This window comes from Aeromonas bestiarum (assembly GCF_028751155.1).
GTDB lineage: Bacteria > Pseudomonadota > Gammaproteobacteria > Enterobacterales > Aeromonadaceae > Aeromonas > Aeromonas bestiarum.
Window position 1 is genome coordinate 4450593 of record NZ_CP064746.1, and the last position, 16776, is coordinate 4467368.

A 16776-nucleotide genomic window follows, 5' to 3' on the forward strand; every position below is an offset into this window, starting at 1 on the left:
AGAGAGCGCATCACGGGCATGCTGTAAGCAGAGTGGACATCCCTGATGGCCCTTTGCGAAACCGGGGCTTGCCCCTGCGATCCGCTCAACCCACGTCAGGTCGCGTCACTACATTCCTCTCGGCAATCTTCGGATTGCCGCTTTTTTTTGCTCCCAGCTCACCGCCGACAGATATGACAACGCCAGCCCGAAGGCTGGCGTTGTGAACATAGGCACGAGATCGGTTACTGGGTCATGGTCAGGCCGTTGCCGTCGGCCCCCAGCAGCAACTTCTTGCCGGGAACGATGCGACCGGAAAGCAGCGCCTGGGCCAGCGGGTTCTCCACCTTGTGCTGGATCGCCCGCTTGAGGGGCCGTGCCCCGTAGACGGGGTCGAACCCGGCGTGCACCAGCTTCTCGAGCAGCGCCTCGCTCACCTCCACCTCGTAACCCTGAGCCTCCAGGCGGCCCATCAGGCTCTTGAGCTGGATGCGGGCGATGGACTTGATGTGAGCCTCGTCGAGGGGGTGGAACACCACTGTCTCGTCGATCCGGTTGATGAACTCGGGCCGGAAGCTGCGGGTCAGCACCTCCATCAACATGGCCTTCATCTCGTCGTAATCCTTCTCGGAGTGGTGCTCCTGGATCAGATCCGACCCCAGGTTGGAGGTCATGATGACGACCGAGTTGCGGAAATCGACGGTACGACCCTGACCATCGGTCAGGCGGCCATCGTCCAGCACCTGCAACAGGATGTTGAACACATCCGGGTGCGCCTTCTCCACTTCATCGAGCAGGATCACAGAGTAGGGGCGACGGCGTACCGCCTCGGTCAGATAACCCCCCTCCTCATAGCCCACGTAGCCCGGGGGTGCCCCCACCAGACGGGCCACGCTGTGTTTCTCCATGAACTCGGACATGTCGATCCGCACCATGGCGTCCTGGGTATCGAACAGGAACTCCGCCAACGCCTTGCACAGCTCGGTCTTGCCCACCCCGGTGGGACCGAGGAACAGGAAGGAGCCGATGGGACGGTTCGGATCCGAGAGCCCGGCACGGGAGCGGCGAATGGCGTTGGAGACGGCTTCAACCGCTTCCTCCTGGCCTATCACCCGGCTGTGCAACTGCTCTTCCATCCGCAGCAGCTTGTCGCGCTCCCCTTCCAGCATGCGGGCCACCGGAATACCGGTTGCACGGGCCAGCACGTCGGCTATCTCCACGTCCGTGACGCGGTTGCGCAGCAGACTGGTCTCCTGCATCTCGGCCTGGGTGGCGAGATCCAGCTGCTTCTCCAGCTCGGGAATACGGCCGTATTGCAGCTCGGACATGCGACCCAAGTCGCCTGCGCGGCGCGCCACGTCGAGATCCTGACGGGCCTGCTCCAGTGCCGCCTTGATGTGCTGGGTGCCGGCGAGGGCAGCCTTCTCGGCCTTCCACACCTCATCCAGCTCGTTGTATTCCCGATCCTTTTCGCCAATCTCCTGATTGATGAGATCCAGTCGCTTGCGGCTGGCGTCGTCATCCTCTTTCATCAGCGCCTGCTGCTCCAGCTTGAGCTGTATGATGCGCCGCTCCAGCCGGTCGAGGGACTCGGGCTTGGAGTCGATCTGCAGCCGGATGCTGGCGGCAGCCTCGTCGATCAGGTCGATGGCCTTGTCCGGCAACTGGCGATCGGCGATGTAACGGTGCGACAGCTGGGCCGCCGCCACGATCGCCGGATCCGTGATCTGCACATGGTGGTGCAGTTCGTAACGCTCCTTCAGGCCGCGCAGTATGGCGATGGTGTCTTCCACGCTCGGCTCCTCCACCAGCACCTTCTGGAAGCGGCGCTCCAGCGCGGCATCCTTCTCTATGTACTGGCGGTACTCATCCAGGGTGGTGGCACCGACGCAGTGCAGATCGCCACGGGCCAGCGCAGGTTTCAGCATGTTGCCCGCGTCCATGGCCCCTTCGCCCTTGCCGGCGCCGACCATGGTGTGCAGCTCGTCGATGAAGAGGATGACGTTGCCCTCCTCCTTGGCGAGATCGCTCAGCACGGCTTTCAGCCGCTCTTCAAACTCGCCGCGGTACTTGGCACCGGCCACCAGGGCGCCCATGTCCAGGGAGAGCACCCGCTTGTTCTTGAGCCCTTCCGGCACTTCGCCGTTGATGATGCGCTGGGCCAACCCTTCGACGATGGCGGTCTTGCCGACGCCGGGGGCACCGATCAGCACAGGGTTGTTCTTGGTACGGCGTTGCAGCACCTGGATGGTACGGCGGATCTCTTCATCGCGACCTATCACGGGATCCAGCTTGCCGATCTCGGCCCGCTCCGTGAGGTCTATGGTGTACTTCTCCAGCGCCTGGCGATTCTCCTCGGCGTTGGCATCTTCGATCTTTCTGCCACCGCGCACCTTGTCGATGGCGGCTTCGAGTTTTTCCTTGCTCAAGCCCTGGGCACGCAGCAGCTCGCCCAGGTTGCCCTTCTCGTCGAGAGCGGCCAGCACGAACAGCTCGGACGAGATGAACTGATCCTTGCGCTGCTGAGCCAGCTTGTCACAGACGTTGAGCAGGCGACCCAGGCCGTTGGAGAGCTGCACATCGCCCTCCACGCCGCTCACCTTGGGCAGCCGATCCAGCTCTTCGCCGAGGCGAGAGCGCAGGGCATTGATGTCCATCCCGGTCAGGGTGAGCAGTGGACGAATGGAGCCACCATCCTGATTGACCAGAGCGGTCATCAGGTGGACGGGTTCGATAAATTGGTGATCACGACCCAGTGCAAGAGACTGGGCATCGGAAATAGCAACTTGGAATTTGCTGGTCAGGCGATCGAGGCGCATCGCACTCCCCCTTTCAGACAGACGCCGCTCATGCGGCAAACAACATGACTTTCTGACAAGAAAGATGCGGCCCGTACGGGTTATTTCAAGGGCCTGGACTGGTTATTTTTTCTGCAAAGCGGGGAGAAGGCAGGATCCCCGCCCTTCTCACGCTGATCTGGTCGTGAGAAAAGCGGGGTGATTGCTGACCGGGTGCTTGTCCTGCTCTTAGCGGGCCAACCAGATGATGGAGGCCATTCTGCCGGTCTGACCGTCGCGACGATAGGAGTAGAACCGCTCGCCATCGCCGAAGGTGCAGAACTCGCCGCCGTAGACGGCGCTCACACCGGCCCGGGCGAGGCGCAGCCGGGCCAGCCGGTAGATATCCGCCAGCCATTTCCCCTCATTGGGTGAAGGGATGAAAGCCGCAGCCGCCTCTGCCTGTTCAGCCATAAAGGCGTCGCGCACTTCCCCGCCCACTTCAAAGGCGGTAGGACCGATGGCCGGGCCAAGCCAGGCGAGAATGTCGTTCGGTTCACAGCCCATGGCCGCGATGCTGGCTTCCAATACGCCTCCTTGCAGCCCGCGCCAACCGGCATGGGCGGCAGCCACCACAGTGCCCGCCCGATCGCAAAACAACACGGGCAGGCAGTCGGCGGTCATCACTATGCAGGCCTGTCCCGCCTCATGGGCGCAAGCCGCATCGGCATCCGGCACGGCATCATACTGGTTGCTGACCGGATGCACTGCGGTGCCATGCACCTGATTGAGCCAGTTGAGAGGGCCGGGAATATCCGCAGCCTGTTGCAGGCGGGCACGATTGGCCTCGACCCGCGCCGCCGCGTCCCCCACATGGGCGCCCAGATTGAGGCCGGCGAAGACCCCTTCACTCTCGCCGCCATCCCGGGTGGTCGACAGGGCTCTGACACGAGCCGGTGCCGGCCAGTCGGGTTCGATCCATTTCATCTGTGGCTCCTTTCATTTATTCATATAAAAACGGGGCCCCTTAGCTGTTGCCAGTCAAGGAGCCCCGTTTCAGGTCATGCAGGACGGGTTACGGCAGGAATCGTCGCAGAACCACCCTCTTCATCAGTTCCAGACCAGATCGTCTGGATTGGCCAGGGTATCGGCGCGCAGTACTTCCATCAGATCATCAATTCCAGACTAAATCGTCCGGATTGGCCAGGGTGTCAGCGCGCAGCACTTCCATCAGATCCACCATGTCCTGCGGCGTCTCGGAGTGCCACTGCATCACTTCACCCGTGATGGGGTGCGCCAGTTGCAGCATGGTGGCATGCAGCGCCTGACGATTGAAGCTGCGCAACATCTGGGTCAGCTCAGGGGTCGCATTGCGCAGCAGGCGCAGACGGCCACCGTAGGCGGGATCCCCCACCAGCGGATGCTTGATGTGAGCCATGTGCACACGGATCTGGTGGGTACGACCGGTTTCCAGACGCAGACGCAGACGGGTGTGGCCACGGAATTTCTCGTGTACCCGGTAGTGGGTCACGGAAGGACGGCCGTTCGGCACCACAGCCATGTGGGTACGCTGGGTCGGGTGACGGCCGATAGGCGCATCCACTGTGCCGCCTGCGGTCATGTGACCGATGGCGATGGCTTCGTACTCACGGGTGATCTGGCGCGCCTGCAGCGCTTCCACCAGATGGGTCTGGGCGGGCACGGTTTTGGCAACCACCATCAGGCCTGTGGTGTCTTTATCCAGACGGTGCACTATACCGGCGCGGGGCACCTCGGCGATGCCGGGATAGCGGTGCAGCAGGGCGTTGAGTATGGTGCCATCCGGCGTGCCTGCACCCGGATGAACCACCAGACCGGCCGGTTTGTCGATCACCAGAATGTGTTCATCTTCGTAGACGATGTTGAGCGCTATGTCCTGGGCATCCCAACGAGTGTCATCTTCCAGCTCGACATCTACATGCACCTGTTGCCCGGCCAGTACCTTCTCGCGCGGGGTGTTCGCAACCTGACCATCCAGGGTCACTCTGTCCTGTAAAATCCACTCCTTGATGCGGGTTCGGGAGTAGTCTGGAAACAATTCGGCCAGGGCCTGGTCGAGTCGCTGCCCGAATTGGTGATCCTGAAATTCGCCTGTCAGTTCAATATGCTGGCTCATGTATGGTCTCTTGAGCGGGGGGTATCAATTCGAAATAATCCGGGTATTCTAGCTTTTCTTTTAGCCAAGCATAACGGATACTTTGCCAATTTCGTGGAAATGGACCGGATGTTGTTGATGGGAAAGAAGTCTCACCTGCTGATGTCGCTCGCCTTGGTTGCTACCTTGATCACGGGCTGTTCCAGCACCAAACCCAAGGTCCCCGACGAACCGCCGGAGACCCTGTACCAGAAAGCACGCCTCAAGCTGGATGCCGGTAACTACCTGAATGCTATCGAATTACTGGAAGCATTGGACTCGCGCTATCCTTTCGGCGCCTACTCCAACCAGGTGCAGCTTGACCTCATTTACGCCTACTACAAACAGGACGATACCGCTCAGGCGATCGCCAATATCGACCGTTTTATCCGCCTCAATCCGGCGCATAAAAATATCGATTATGTGTTCTACATGCGCGGCCTGACCAACATGGCCGGCGATTACAACTTCTTCCAGGACTTCCTGGGCATCAATCGGGACGACAAAGACCCCTCTTATGCCCGTCAGGCCTTCCAGGACTTCAAGACCCTGTTGCAGAACTATCCCAACAGCGTCTATGCCGCCGATGCCCGTGCTCGCATGATCGGCCTGAAGAACCGCCTTGCCCGCTACGACCTGAGCGTGGCCGAGTACTACGTGAAGCGCGATGCGCTGATCGCCGCCGCCAACCGGGCCAAGCTGATTGTCGAGACCTATCCCGACACGGCCGAAACCGAGAAGGCGCTGGAGATCATGGTCGAGTCTTACGACACGCTGAAGATGCCGGCCCTGGCCCAGCATGCCCGCGAAGTGCTGGCCAAGAACTACCCGGACAACCGTCTCGGCCGCGGCTGAGTTCAACGGCCAAACCGGTCGCAACAGAAAACCGATGCCCAGGCATCGGTTTTTTTATGTCTGCTATTTACCTGCAGAGTGCAACTGGCATGACGGCGCCGTGTATGCGCCGCCATCTTCAGTCAGCTATTTGGCCACATTACCCGCCACGTTGAGCACGTCCCAGGTGCGAGAGAAGGGCGGGGCGTAGGCAAAGTCCAGCATGCCGAGCTGCTCAGTGGTCACTCCCATGGTGATGGCGACCGCCAACGCATCTATACGGTGGACAGCCCCCTTGCGACCCAGGATCTGGCCCCCCAACAGCCGCTTGCTGCCCGCTTCATAGACCAGCTTGACGTGGATGTCGGACTGGCCGGGGCAGTAGTTGGTGTGGCACTTGTCCTTGATGACAACGGTGCGATAGTCGATGTCCATCGCCTTGGCTTCTTGCTCAGAAAGACCGGTACGACCCGCCTCCAACCCCAGCACCTTGAGCGCCGCAGAGCCCAGCGTGCCCGGGAACACCTGTTCGGCCCCGGCCAGGTTCTCGCCCACCATGCGGCCCAGCTTGTTGGCTATGGTGGCGAGCGGCACATAAACCTGCTGCTGCTTGACGCTGTGCCAGACGCTGGCGCAGTCGCCGGCAGACCAGACGTTGGCCAGCGAGGTGCGGCCCTGCCTGTCCACCTCGATGGCGCCATTGGCCAGCCGTTTGATGCCGGTGTCGGCCAGGAACTCGGTGTTGGGCTTGACCCCGGTACAGACCACCACTATATCGGCCTCATACTCGCCCTGGCTGGTTCGCACGCCCGTGACCCTGCCATCCCCCAGCAGAGCCTCAACCCGCTCACCCAGATGGACACAGACCCCCTGCTCGCGCAGTTCGGTTTCTATGTGCTGGGTGATTTCGCTATCAAAAGCGTCGGGAATGACCCGATCCGCCAGCTCGATGAGCCGCACCTCTTTACCCTGATGCACCAGGGCCTCGACTACCTCCAGCCCGATGAAGCCGGAGCCGATCACCAGGGCGCGGGTATTGCGCTTGTCCTGCACCGCCTCCTTCAGCGCCAGCCCGTCGGCCATGCGGCGCAGGCCGAACACCCCCTGCTGCTGCAGGCCGGGGATGGGGGGCATCACTTCACGGGCACCTGTGGCTATCATCAGCCGATCGTAACGATCGGTGAAGGTGTCGCCCTTGTGCTCCACCCGAAGGGTATGGGCGGCCGCATCGATACCGAGCACCCGGTGGCCGGTCTTGACCTCTATCCCCTTGGCGGCGAACTGCTCCGGGGTGAACTCGGCCATGTAGCCCGGCTCCTGAAACTCGTCGCCGACGAAGTAGGGCAGGCCGCAGGCGCCGAAGGAGATCACCTCGGAGGCCTCGTACACCACAATGTCGGCATCCTTGGCCAGCCGGCGCGCCTTGGCCGCCGCACTCATACCGGCGGCTTCGCCACCTATGATCAGGATTCTCATACTCTCTCCTTTCAATGGCAGAGGGAGGGCATGCCCTCCCTCTGGTCTATCGATGGGCAGGGGCTGGCCCCTCCCCTGGCAAGCGGATCAGATGGTGGACTCTTCGCCGTCCAGACACACCTCGTGCTCGCTGTTGAACACCGCCATGTCGGTCTCGCCCAACAGGCGGCTGGTGACAGTACCGGCCGTGATGGAGCCGGAAACGTTCAGCGCGGTGCGGCCCATGTCGATCAGCGGCTCGATGGAGATGAGCAGGCCCGCCAGCGCCACCGGAAAGTCCAGGGCGGAGAGCACGATCAGCGCGGCGAAGGTGGCGCCGCCACCGATCCCGGCCACCCCGAACGAGCTGACGGTGATGATGGCGATCAGCGTCATGATGAAGCCGGGATCCATGGGATTGACCCCCACGGTCGGGGCTATCATCACCGCCAGCATGGCCGGATAGATGCCGGCGCAGCCGTTCTGGCCTATGGTCGAACCAAACGAGGCGGCGAAGTTGGCGATCCCCTCCGGAATGCCGAGTGCCTTGGTCTGGGTCTGCACGTTCATCGGGATCGAGCCCGCACTGGTGCGGGAGGTGAAGGCAAAGGCCAGCACCGGCATGATCTTCTTCAGGTAACGGGCCGGGTTGATGCCCACCAGGCTCACCAGCAGCAGGTGCACCGCAAACATGATGGCGATGGCGCCGTAGGAGGCCATGACGAAGCTGAGCAGGTTGAGGATGTCGGCGTAGTTGGAACCGGACACCACCTTGGTCATCAGCGCCAGCACGCCATAGGGAGTGAGGCGCAGCACCAGGGTCACCATCCGCATCACTATGACGTGGGCCACCTGCATGAAGTGGCCGAAGCTCGCGAAGATCTCCGGCTTCTTGCGGGCGATGCCGGTGGCGGAGAGGCCGATGAAGATGGAGAAGATCACCACGGCTATGGTGGAGGTCTTGCGCGCCCCCGTCATGTCGAGGAAGGGGTTGGCCGGGATGAACTCCAGCACCATCTTGGCAAAGGACATGCTCTCGACGCTGCCGAGTGTGGTCTGCAGCGCGGCGCCACGAGCGGTCTCGGCGGCGCCGGCGGTGAGCCCTTCGGCCGTCAGGCCGAACAGGTTGGACATCAAGATGCCCGCCCCGGCGGCAATCATGGTGGTGAAGATCAGCACGCCTATGGTCATGGCGCTGATCTTGCCAAGGGCGGTGCCGCCGTTGAGCTTGAGGATGGCGCCTATGATGGAGACCATGATCAGCGGGGTGATGATCATCTGCAGCAGCGTCACATAGCCGCTGCCGACGATATCCAGGTAGTCACCGGTCTGCACCAGCACGCTGGAGCCGGCACCATACAGCAGTTGCAAGGCGGCGCCGAACAGGATGCCGAGCCCCAGCCCCGAGAAGACCCGGCGGGTGAAGCTGACGTGGGTTTGCTGCAACCGATAGAGAAACAGCAGCAACATGACCAGGATGGCCAGATTACCTATAACGCTAAGAGTCATGACGATATTCCCCAAAATAATCGGGCCGGGCCCGAGGTATACGGACGAGTGTCCAGTGCACACTCCTCCCTGAAACGTGCCGCATCGTGGCGACTTGCCCCCCGGTGCAACCGGGGTGACACAAAACCGGGCCGCGCCTGGCAGGCGCAACCCTGACATCGACCGCATCGGACGCCCCGTGGCCGGGGCGGCGTCAACAGACAAAAAAACAGAGGGTGGCTTGCGCCACCCCTTGCATCACTGGGCCTTGCCCTGTTGTTTGGCCCGCATGATGTTGATGATCTCGATATCTGTATCCAGCATCCCCAGTTTGGAGAGGCGGCCCAGGTTGGCTATGGTCTGGTCCACATCGTCGGAGACTATGCCTTCGCTCTGGGGTACGTGCAGATTGTTGATGGCCATCAGCGACGATTTGACCGCCGCCGAGGTGGAGGTAGAGACCTTCATGGAACAGGCACTGCCCGCGCCGTCGCAAATGATACCGGAAACGTCACCGATCATGTTGTTGATGCAGTGACTAATTTGCTCGAACTGGCCGCCCAGCAGCCAGGTGATGGCGGCCCCCGACCCCATGGCAGCCGTGCTGGCGGCGCAGAGGGCCGACAGCTTGTTCTGATGGGTCTTGATGTAGATGGCCACCAGATGGCTCATCACCAGCGCCCGGGTCAGCTGCTCGTCGCTCGCCTTGAGGAAGCGGGCGGCGGCGACCACCGGCATGGTGGCGGCTATGCCCTGATTGCCGGAGCCGGAGTTGGACATGGCGGGCAGCATGGCGCCGTCCATGCGCGCATCGGAGGCCGCCGAGGAGAGCCGCATGGCCAGCGTCATCAGATCGTCGGAGAGCAGCTTGCGTTCCACCTGCTCGGTCAGGATCTTGCCGATCTGCAAGCCATAACCCTGCAGCCCTTCATCCGCCAGCGCCTGGTTCATGGTGGCCGCGGCGCGAATGAAGTCGATCTCCGCCAGCGGCACCTCAAGCGCAAACGCCACTATCTCGCGCAGCGTCATGGCGGGCTTGCCGGACTTGGCGGGCTGGATCTGCACGCCGGGGGCGCTGGCCTGCTCCATCAGCACCTCGCCGTCCAGCTCCATCAAGACGATGCGGGTGTGGTCGGTACAGATCACCACCCGGGCGCTGTGGCCCTCCACCTCCGCCAAGACCTCGGCATAGAGCACGTCAGCCACATCCTTCACGTCCACCTTGATGATGGGCAGCAGCGCCTTGGCGGCTTCGACCTGATCTGGCGTGAGAGTCTTGAGCACCTCCAGCCCCGCATCCGGGTTGCCCCCGGTGAAACCGACCGCCGCCGCTACCGGCAGCCCTATCATGCCGGTGCCGGGCACGCCGACCCCCATGCCGTTCTTGAACAGGTTGCCGCTGACCCAGACGCTGACGCGGGTCGGGTCCTGCCCCAGCAGCTTGCGGCAGTTGGCCGCCGCCAGCGCCACCGACATGGGCTCGGTGCAGCCCAGGGCCGGCACCACTTCACGCTTGAGCAGGGTAATAAAGTCGGTCCATTGTGCTTTCATTGCGATGTTTCTCATGTTCATGTCGCCCACGGGCGGGCTCTTATTGTTCGGTCAGATCCGCTTTGCGGTTGCGGATATGCAGATAGACGGTATGACGGGAGATGCCGAGCATCTCGGCCACCAGCTGGGCGGCATCCTTGATCTCGAAGATGCCCATGTCGTAGAGCCGGTGCACGATCGCCTTGTTGCGCACGCTGCTGCCGAGACTGGCATCCTGATCCACCTTGTCGATCACCTGGGCCACCAGATCGTCCACCGAGCTGGCGAAGGTCTCATTGTTGAGCGGCGCCGGCGCGGCGGGCAACGAGAAGGTATCGAGCAGGGCGCAGAGCGGCGTATCCAGGCTGAAGTTCACGCACAGCATGCCGACGGGTTTGCCCTCCCGGTTGCTGATGGTGATGGAGGAGGACTTGAGCAACGCCCCCTCGCGAGTGCGGGAGAAGTAGCTGCTCCACTGACTGCCCGCCGCGCTCTGCAGCTTGTTGAGGGCGAAGTCGGTGACGGGCGCCCCCTCCTCCCGGCCTGTGATATGGCCGTTGGCGATCTTGATGACGGAGGCGTGCAGGCTGTCGAAAGCGTGCAACACCACTTCACAACCCGGGCCGAACAAGGCGGAGAGCGCCTCCACGGCGGGTTCGAAGCTGGCGATCAGGTGGCGCTCTTCATCGGTCAGCGCACTGGCTTGGCGTAATGGGGTGGCCTGCATCATAGGGGTCATCCAGTCAACTTGGGGTAACTCTAAAGCAAAGGGACTCAAATAAAGTTGAGCCGCATCGCTTTTTCGCAGGCATTATGCCCAACTGGCGGCAAAGCGCCACAGATTGTGAACTGGCGCACAACGGCAGGGTCTGAACGGGTCGCAGGGCTCAACAGACGGAACCTGAACGTCCCGACTCAGAGTCCGTAGCGGGTCAACAGGGCCTGGTACTCTGGGGTCTGCTTGAAGGCCTTGAGGGCGAGGGAGAACTGATAGGCCAGCTTCTCGTGGCCGGGCTTGTGGGTGAAGGCGAGGAAGTTGCGGTTGCTGTCGGTCACCGTCTTGTCGCTATGGCCGATCTGATCCTGCAGCCCCTGCCCCCTGACCAGGTAGCGGCCCACCATCTGGTTCATCACAACGGCATCGAGCCGCCCTGCCATCATCAGGTGCAACTGCTTGATCATGTTGCTCTCCCCCGTCATGGGAACCCGGGTGAACCCGGCGGCGGTGAGGAAGGCTTCGCCATAGGCATAGTCGGTCTGGGTGCCGACGCGTAGCCCCTTGAGGCTGGCCAGGCTCTGGTAATCCACGGGTTTGTCCAGGGGGAAGAAGATCACTTCACCGCTCTGGGAGAGGGGTTCATCCGGGTAGTGCAGCCACTCCAGTCGCCGCTCCTCGAAGAAGGCATCGACTATGCCATCCCCCTGCTGCAACCTGGCCTCCTGCAACACCCGCTTCCAGGGCAGCACCTTGACCGTGGTGCGATAACCCATCCGCGTGAGCACGGTGCGGGCCAGCTCCAGATCGGCGCCCCCCAGGCTGCCATCGTCCAGCCGCATCACATAGGGCGGCCACAACTCGGTCAACAGAGTCAGGCTCGGCTGTTCGTTCGCCTGTACCGTCCATCCCCACCAGAGGCAGAGCAGGATCCATCCTTTACGCCACATCATGCCGTGATCTCCATCCATGCATTGGCTGAGGATATACCAAAAAGTGAGTAATAAAAAAGGAGGCCGAAGCCTCCTTTTGTCTCTCCTGACCGACGCTTACAGCGCTTTCAGGATGGCCTCGACGCTGGCCTTGGCATCGCCAAACAGCATCTGGGTGTTCTCTTTGAAGAACAGCGGGTTCTGGACACCGGCATAGCCAGTGTTCATGGAGCGCTTGAAGCCGATGACGTTCTGCGCCTTCCACACTTCCAGCACCGGCATGCCGGCGATCGGGCTGCCCGGATCTTCCATCGCAGCCGGGTTGACGGTGTCGTTGGCACCGATCACCAATACCACATCGGTATCGTTGAAGTCGTCGTTGATCTCGTCCATTTCCAGCACGATATCGTACGGGACCTTGGCTTCCGCCAGCAGCACGTTCATGTGGCCTGGCAGACGACCGGCAACCGGGTGGATACCGAAACGCACCTTGATGCCGCGATCACGCAGCTTCTGGGTGATTTCAGCCACCGGATACTGGGCCTGCGCCACCGCCATGCCGTAGCCCGGGGTAATGATGACGGAGCTGGCGTTCTTCAGCAGATCAGCCACTTCCTCGGCGCTGGTTTCGCGGTATTCGCCCATCTCCTGGTCGGCCGTGGAGGCCACGCCGTCGGAGCCGAAGCCACCGGCGATAACGGAGATGAAGGAGCGGTTCATCGCCTTGCACATGATGTAAGAGAGGATGGCACCGGAGGAACCTACCAGGGCACCCACCACGATCAGCAGGTCATTGGAGAGCATGAAGCCCGCCGCTGCCGCCGCCCAACCCGAGTAGGAGTTGAGCATGGAGACCACGACCGGCATGTCGGCGCCACCTATGCTGGCAACCAGATGCCAGCCGAAGGCGAAGGCGATCAGGGTCATCACCAACAGGGCGAAGGTAGAACCACCGGCATTGACGAAGTAGACCATCAGCGCCAGAGAGGCCAGCACGGCCAGCAGGTTCAGCTTGTGGCGATGGGGCAGCATCAGCGGCTTGGAAGAGATCAGGCCACGCAGTTTGCCAAACGCCACCACGGAACCAGTGAAGGTCACGGCACCGATGAAGACGCCCAGGAACACTTCCACCAGATGGATGTTCAGCATGGCGCCGGAGAGGTGCTCGACCTGGGCGACACTGGCCGCCTGCTCGAACGCCGCCCGGGCAGCAGCCAGCGTCGCATCCAGGTTGGAACCGACGGACACCACCACCTCGGCCGGCGCAGACGGGTGCAAGTCGATGAAGCTGTTGAAGCCCACCAGCACGGCCGCCATGCCCACGAAGCTGTGCAGCACGGCTACCAGCTCGGGCATCTCTGTCATCTCGACCTTGAGGGCCAGACGCACGCCGATGGCACCGCCGATCACCATGGCCAGGATGATCCAGTGCACGCCACTGGTTTCCGGGTTGAATACGGTAGCGAGCAGGGCGATGGCCATACCCGCGATACCGAACAAGTTGCCATGCTTGGCCGTTTCTTGCTTCGACAGTCCCGCGAGACTGAGGATGAAGAGCACGGCGGCAACGATATAGGATGCTGTTACCAGTCCTTGAGACACGTTAAACCCCCTTAATCCTTACGGAACATCTTCAGCATGCGCTGGGTGACTGTAAAGCCACCAAAGATGTTGATACTGGCAATCAGCACGGCGACAAACGAGAGCGCGGTGACGAGCGTAGAACCCTGACCAATTTGCAGCAGGGCACCGACCACGATAATGCCGGAGATGGCATTGGTGACCGACATCAGCGGCGTATGCAGGGAGTGGGAGACGTTCCACACCACGTAGTAACCGACCACGCAGGCCAGGATGAATACGGTGAAGTGAGACAGGAAGGCGGCAGGTGCCACAGCTGCCACCCAACCGAAGGCGGCGATGCCAAGGGCACCGAACACGAACTTCTTGTTGGAGGGCTGCTTCGCTTCGGCCTTCTTGATCGGGGCAGCTGCGGGCTTCTGCGGCGCGGCAGAGACGGAGATGGCGGGCGGCGGGAAGGTCACTTCACCGGCCTGGATCACCGTCATGTTGCGCTGGACCACGTCTTCGAAGTCGATGGCAACCTGGCCGTCCTTCTCCTTGCACATCAGCTTCATCAGGTTGACCAGGTTGGTACCGTAAAGCTGGGAGGATTGGGCAGGCAGACGACCCGGCAGGTCGGTGTAACCGATCACCTTGACGCCGTTGGGGGTCACGAACAACTCGGTCGGCTTGGTGTATTCACAGTTGCCGCCGGTTGCTGCAGCCAGATCCACGATCACGGAACCCGGCTTCATGCTGTCGACCATCTCCTTGGTGATCAGCTTGGGAGCCGGACGACCCGGGATCAGGGCGGTAGTGATGATGATGTCCACTTCCTTGGCCTGCTGGGCAAACAGCGCCATCTCGGCTGCGATGAACTCATCGGACATGACCTTGGCATAACCATCGCTGGAGGCACCATCTTCGCTGCCGAAGTCCAGCTTGAGGAATTCACCCCCCATGGATTCGATCTGCTCGGCAACTTCCAGACGGGTATCGAACGCACGGACGATGGCGCCGAGGGAACCGGCAGTACCTATGGCAGCCAAACCGGCCACACCGGCACCGATCACCAATACCTTGGCGGGCGGGACTTTACCGGCGGCAGTGATCTGGCCGGTGAAGAAGCGACCAAACTGGTGCGCAGCTTCGACCACGGCGCGATAACCGCCTATGTTGGCCATGGAGGAGAGGGCATCGAGGGACTGGGCACGGGAGATCCGCGGCACCATGTCCATCGCCATCACATTGATGTTGCGCTCGGACAGCTTCTTGACCAGCTCAGGGTTCTGGGCAGGCCAGATGAAGCTCACCAGGGTGGCACCATCTTTAATTTGTGCGATCTCGGCATCGGTCGGCGCGTTGACCTTGAAGATAAGGTCGGCTTGCCAGACGCTCGGTACCACGCTGGCACCGGCAGCCTCGAAGGCGGCATCATCGAAGCTGGCCAGCTGGCCGGCACCGGCCTCGATGGCGACCTCGAAGCCGAGCTTTTTCAGCTGCTCAACGGTGGCCGGGGTCGCTGCGACCCGGGTCTCACCGGCGAGACTCTCTCTCGGTATTCCAATCTGCATGACTATTCCCTGATGGTTAATAAACAATCGCTGCCCAGTGTCGCATTTCTGGCGAAACAAGACATGACCAAAGTGCAGGTCACGGGCCCTTTGTTATGAAAATCAGTAGGCTTTACCTCAACCTCCTGTCATGGTCAGGCCCCCGCTTCTCAGGCGCGAAGGTGATTAGTATCAAATTTTGGAGTTTTATTACAACCGCAGTCCCGATGGCGCGCGTACAGAATTCAGCCCATCCCGGACCTGGATTTAAAAAAACAAACCAAATTAGCGACTTATACCAGTAAAAAGCACTGGAAAAAGTGATCCAACCAGTCAAAAAAAATGTTTTACCGGCCCTCTATCTTAGCGCTTTTTGTTCTTACGAAATCTGCTCCGATCACAGATATCGGGGCGAAAACAGGAAAAGTAACTGTTTTGTAACAGACAAGGGGCCGGCCACCCGCCAAATGGCAGGCCCCGACCCCTCTGAATTAATCGTTTCGATCCCGACGTTTTGCCCCTGTGCTGTTACCAGGCGGCTTCATAAATATGCTGGCTCTGCACCAGATCGATATCGCCATGCTCGCCAATGGCGGTCATGCCGTGCTCCGCCAGCTTGCCGATCAGAGTGTCGATGCCCAACTCGCTCAGACCATAGTCCCGCAGGCGAGTCTTGACGCCCATCTGCTCGAAGAAGTCACGGGTGGCGGCAATGGCCCCGTCGATACGGTCGCTCTCGCTGCCGCTGCGCAGATCCCACACCCGCTCTGCGTATTGCAGCAACTTGGCATGCTTCTGCTGGCGCTTGGCCTGCAACAGGGCGGGCAGCACCACAGCCAAAGTCTGGGCGTGGTCCAGGCCATGCAGGGCGGTCAGCTCGTGACCCAGCATGTGGGTAGCCCAGTCCTGGGGCACACCGGCACCGATCAGACCGTTGAGGGCCATGGTGGCACTCCACATTATGTTGGCGCGCACCTCGTAGTTTTCCGGTTCCACCAGCGCCTTGGGGCCCTCTTCGACAAGGGTCAACAACAGGCCTTCGGCGAAGCGATCCTGCACCTTGGCATTGACCGGGTAGGTGAGGTACTGCTCCAGGATATGGATGAAGGCATCCACCACACCGTTCGCCACCTGACGAGCCGGCAGCGTGTATGTGAGCACGGGATCCAGCACGGCGAAGCGCGGCATCACGAAGGGCGAGAAGAAGTGCACCTTGTCACCCGTGCTGCGGCGGGTCACCACGGCACCCATGTTCATCTCGGAACCGGTGGCCGGCAGGGTCAGCACGGCGCCGAGCGGAATGGCGGAGCGCACCTCGTTACCAACGGTCTCGAGTATGTGCCAGGGATCCCGGGCCTCATCGTAATGGGCAGCGGCGGCGATAAACTTGGTACCATCGAGCACTGAGCCGCCGCCCACGGCCAGCAGGAAGTCGATGCGCTCGGCGCGTGCCAGCGCCACCGCCCCCATCAGGGTTTCATAGGTGGGGTTGGGCTCGATGCCGCCGAACTCGAACAGTGTCATGCCAGCCAGCTCGCTGCGGATCTGCGCCAGCAGACCGGTGCGCACCACGCTGCCACCGCCATAGGTGATCAGAATGCGGGCATCGGGGGGCAGCTGTTCGCGCAGCTGGGCAACCTGGCCCTTGCCGAACAGGATCTTGGTCGGGGTATGCAGGGTAAAATTGTTCATCGACATTGCCTTTTCATGTTCCGAGCGGTCTGGCCGCGAAATGTGATTGCATTTTTCTCCAGACAGCCTCTACCATCAAGGCAAC

The 16776-nt window shown here is 61.5% G+C and carries 12 protein-coding genes; 1 reads left to right on the top strand and 11 read right to left on the bottom strand.

The annotated features are described in order from the left end of the window. Positions 1-224 precede the first annotated feature (224 nt). The 3 genes from clpB to rluD form a co-directional block, all read right to left on the bottom strand. Positions 225-2798 carry an ATP-dependent chaperone ClpB gene (clpB, locus tag IU367_RS20665; RefSeq protein WP_274452961.1) on the bottom strand — a complete coding sequence of 858 codons (2574 nt, stop codon included), beginning with the start codon at positions 2796-2798 and terminating at the stop codon, positions 225-227. Between the two features lie 207 nt (positions 2799-3005). Continuing rightward, positions 3006-3743, bottom strand: coding sequence for a peptidoglycan editing factor PgeF (pgeF, locus tag IU367_RS20670; protein WP_274452962.1), 738 nt, complete (start codon positions 3741-3743; stop codon positions 3006-3008). A gap of 187 nt (positions 3744-3930) precedes the next feature. Further along, positions 3931-4911, bottom strand: coding sequence for a 23S rRNA pseudouridine(1911/1915/1917) synthase RluD (gene rluD, locus IU367_RS20675; protein ID WP_043142683.1), 981 nt, complete (start codon positions 4909-4911; stop codon positions 3931-3933). A 117-nt stretch (positions 4912-5028) separates the two neighbouring features. Here rluD and IU367_RS20680 point away from each other — a divergent pair, with 117 nt between their 5' ends. Beyond that, positions 5029-5784: an outer membrane protein assembly factor BamD gene (locus IU367_RS20680; protein WP_043119513.1), complete on the top strand. Its 756-nt coding sequence runs from the start codon at positions 5029-5031 to the stop codon at positions 5782-5784. A gap of 126 nt (positions 5785-5910) precedes the next feature. On the opposite strand, the gene IU367_RS20685 is transcribed toward IU367_RS20680, so the two are convergent. From IU367_RS20685 to yqhD, 8 genes are all read right to left on the bottom strand, one after another. After that, on the bottom strand, positions 5911-7239 hold the full coding sequence (locus IU367_RS20685) for a CoA-disulfide reductase (RefSeq protein WP_274452964.1): 1329 nt from the start codon (positions 7237-7239) through the stop codon (positions 5911-5913). Positions 7240-7326: 87 nt separating this feature from the next. Further along, on the bottom strand, positions 7327-8727 hold the full coding sequence (locus IU367_RS20690) for an L-cystine transporter (RefSeq protein WP_274452965.1): 1401 nt from the start codon (positions 8725-8727) through the stop codon (positions 7327-7329). A gap of 237 nt (positions 8728-8964) precedes the next feature. Beyond that, positions 8965-10272, bottom strand: a complete 1308-nt coding sequence (locus tag IU367_RS20695) for an L-cysteine desulfidase family protein (RefSeq protein WP_172955251.1) — start codon at positions 10270-10272, stop codon at positions 8965-8967. A gap of 25 nt (positions 10273-10297) precedes the next feature. Further along, complete coding sequence (locus IU367_RS20700) at positions 10298-10966, bottom strand: helix-turn-helix transcriptional regulator (RefSeq protein WP_016352294.1); 669 nt, start codon at positions 10964-10966, stop codon at positions 10298-10300. 185 nt (positions 10967-11151) lie between these two features. Continuing rightward, the gene (locus IU367_RS20705) at positions 11152-11904 is read right to left on the bottom strand and encodes a substrate-binding periplasmic protein (protein ID WP_274452967.1); all 753 of its coding nucleotides are present in this window, start codon (positions 11902-11904) and stop codon (positions 11152-11154) included. A 96-nt stretch (positions 11905-12000) separates the two neighbouring features. After that, positions 12001-13485 carry a Re/Si-specific NAD(P)(+) transhydrogenase subunit beta gene (pntB, locus tag IU367_RS20710; protein ID WP_059111821.1) on the bottom strand — a complete coding sequence of 495 codons (1485 nt, stop codon included), beginning with the start codon at positions 13483-13485 and terminating at the stop codon, positions 12001-12003. Between the two features lie 11 nt (positions 13486-13496). Next, positions 13497-15020 carry a Re/Si-specific NAD(P)(+) transhydrogenase subunit alpha gene (locus IU367_RS20715; RefSeq protein WP_021139838.1) on the bottom strand — a complete coding sequence of 508 codons (1524 nt, stop codon included), beginning with the start codon at positions 15018-15020 and terminating at the stop codon, positions 13497-13499. A gap of 507 nt (positions 15021-15527) precedes the next feature. Further along, positions 15528-16691 (bottom strand): alcohol dehydrogenase, encoded by a 1164-nt coding sequence (gene yqhD, locus IU367_RS20720; RefSeq protein ID WP_274452968.1) that lies wholly within the window; start codon positions 16689-16691, stop codon positions 15528-15530. Between the last annotated feature and the right edge of the window lie 85 nt (positions 16692-16776).

Excerpts from the sequence above, each read along its gene's own strand:
- clpB (WP_274452961.1), bottom strand. The coding sequence starts at position 2,798 with ATGCGCCTCGATCGCCTGACCAGCAAATTCCAAGTTGCTATTTCCGAT.
- pgeF (WP_274452962.1), bottom strand. The coding sequence starts at position 3,743 with ATGAAATGGATCGAACCCGACTGGCCGGCACCGGCTCGTGTCAGAGCC.
- rluD (WP_043142683.1), bottom strand. The coding sequence starts at position 4,911 with ATGAGCCAGCATATTGAACTGACAGGCGAATTTCAGGATCACCAATTC.
- IU367_RS20680 (WP_043119513.1), top strand. The coding sequence starts at position 5,029 with ATGGGAAAGAAGTCTCACCTGCTGATGTCGCTCGCCTTGGTTGCTACC.
- IU367_RS20685 (WP_274452964.1), bottom strand. The coding sequence starts at position 7,239 with ATGAGAATCCTGATCATAGGTGGCGAAGCCGCCGGTATGAGTGCGGCG.
- IU367_RS20690 (WP_274452965.1), bottom strand. The coding sequence starts at position 8,727 with ATGACTCTTAGCGTTATAGGTAATCTGGCCATCCTGGTCATGTTGCTG.
- IU367_RS20695 (WP_172955251.1), bottom strand. The coding sequence starts at position 10,272 with ATGAGAAACATCGCAATGAAAGCACAATGGACCGACTTTATTACCCTG.
- IU367_RS20700 (WP_016352294.1), bottom strand. The coding sequence starts at position 10,966 with ATGATGCAGGCCACCCCATTACGCCAAGCCAGTGCGCTGACCGATGAA.
- IU367_RS20705 (WP_274452967.1), bottom strand. The coding sequence starts at position 11,904 with ATGATGTGGCGTAAAGGATGGATCCTGCTCTGCCTCTGGTGGGGATGG.
- IU367_RS20715 (WP_021139838.1), bottom strand. The coding sequence starts at position 15,020 with ATGCAGATTGGAATACCGAGAGAGAGTCTCGCCGGTGAGACCCGGGTC.
- yqhD (WP_274452968.1), bottom strand. The coding sequence starts at position 16,691 with ATGAACAATTTTACCCTGCATACCCCGACCAAGATCCTGTTCGGCAAG.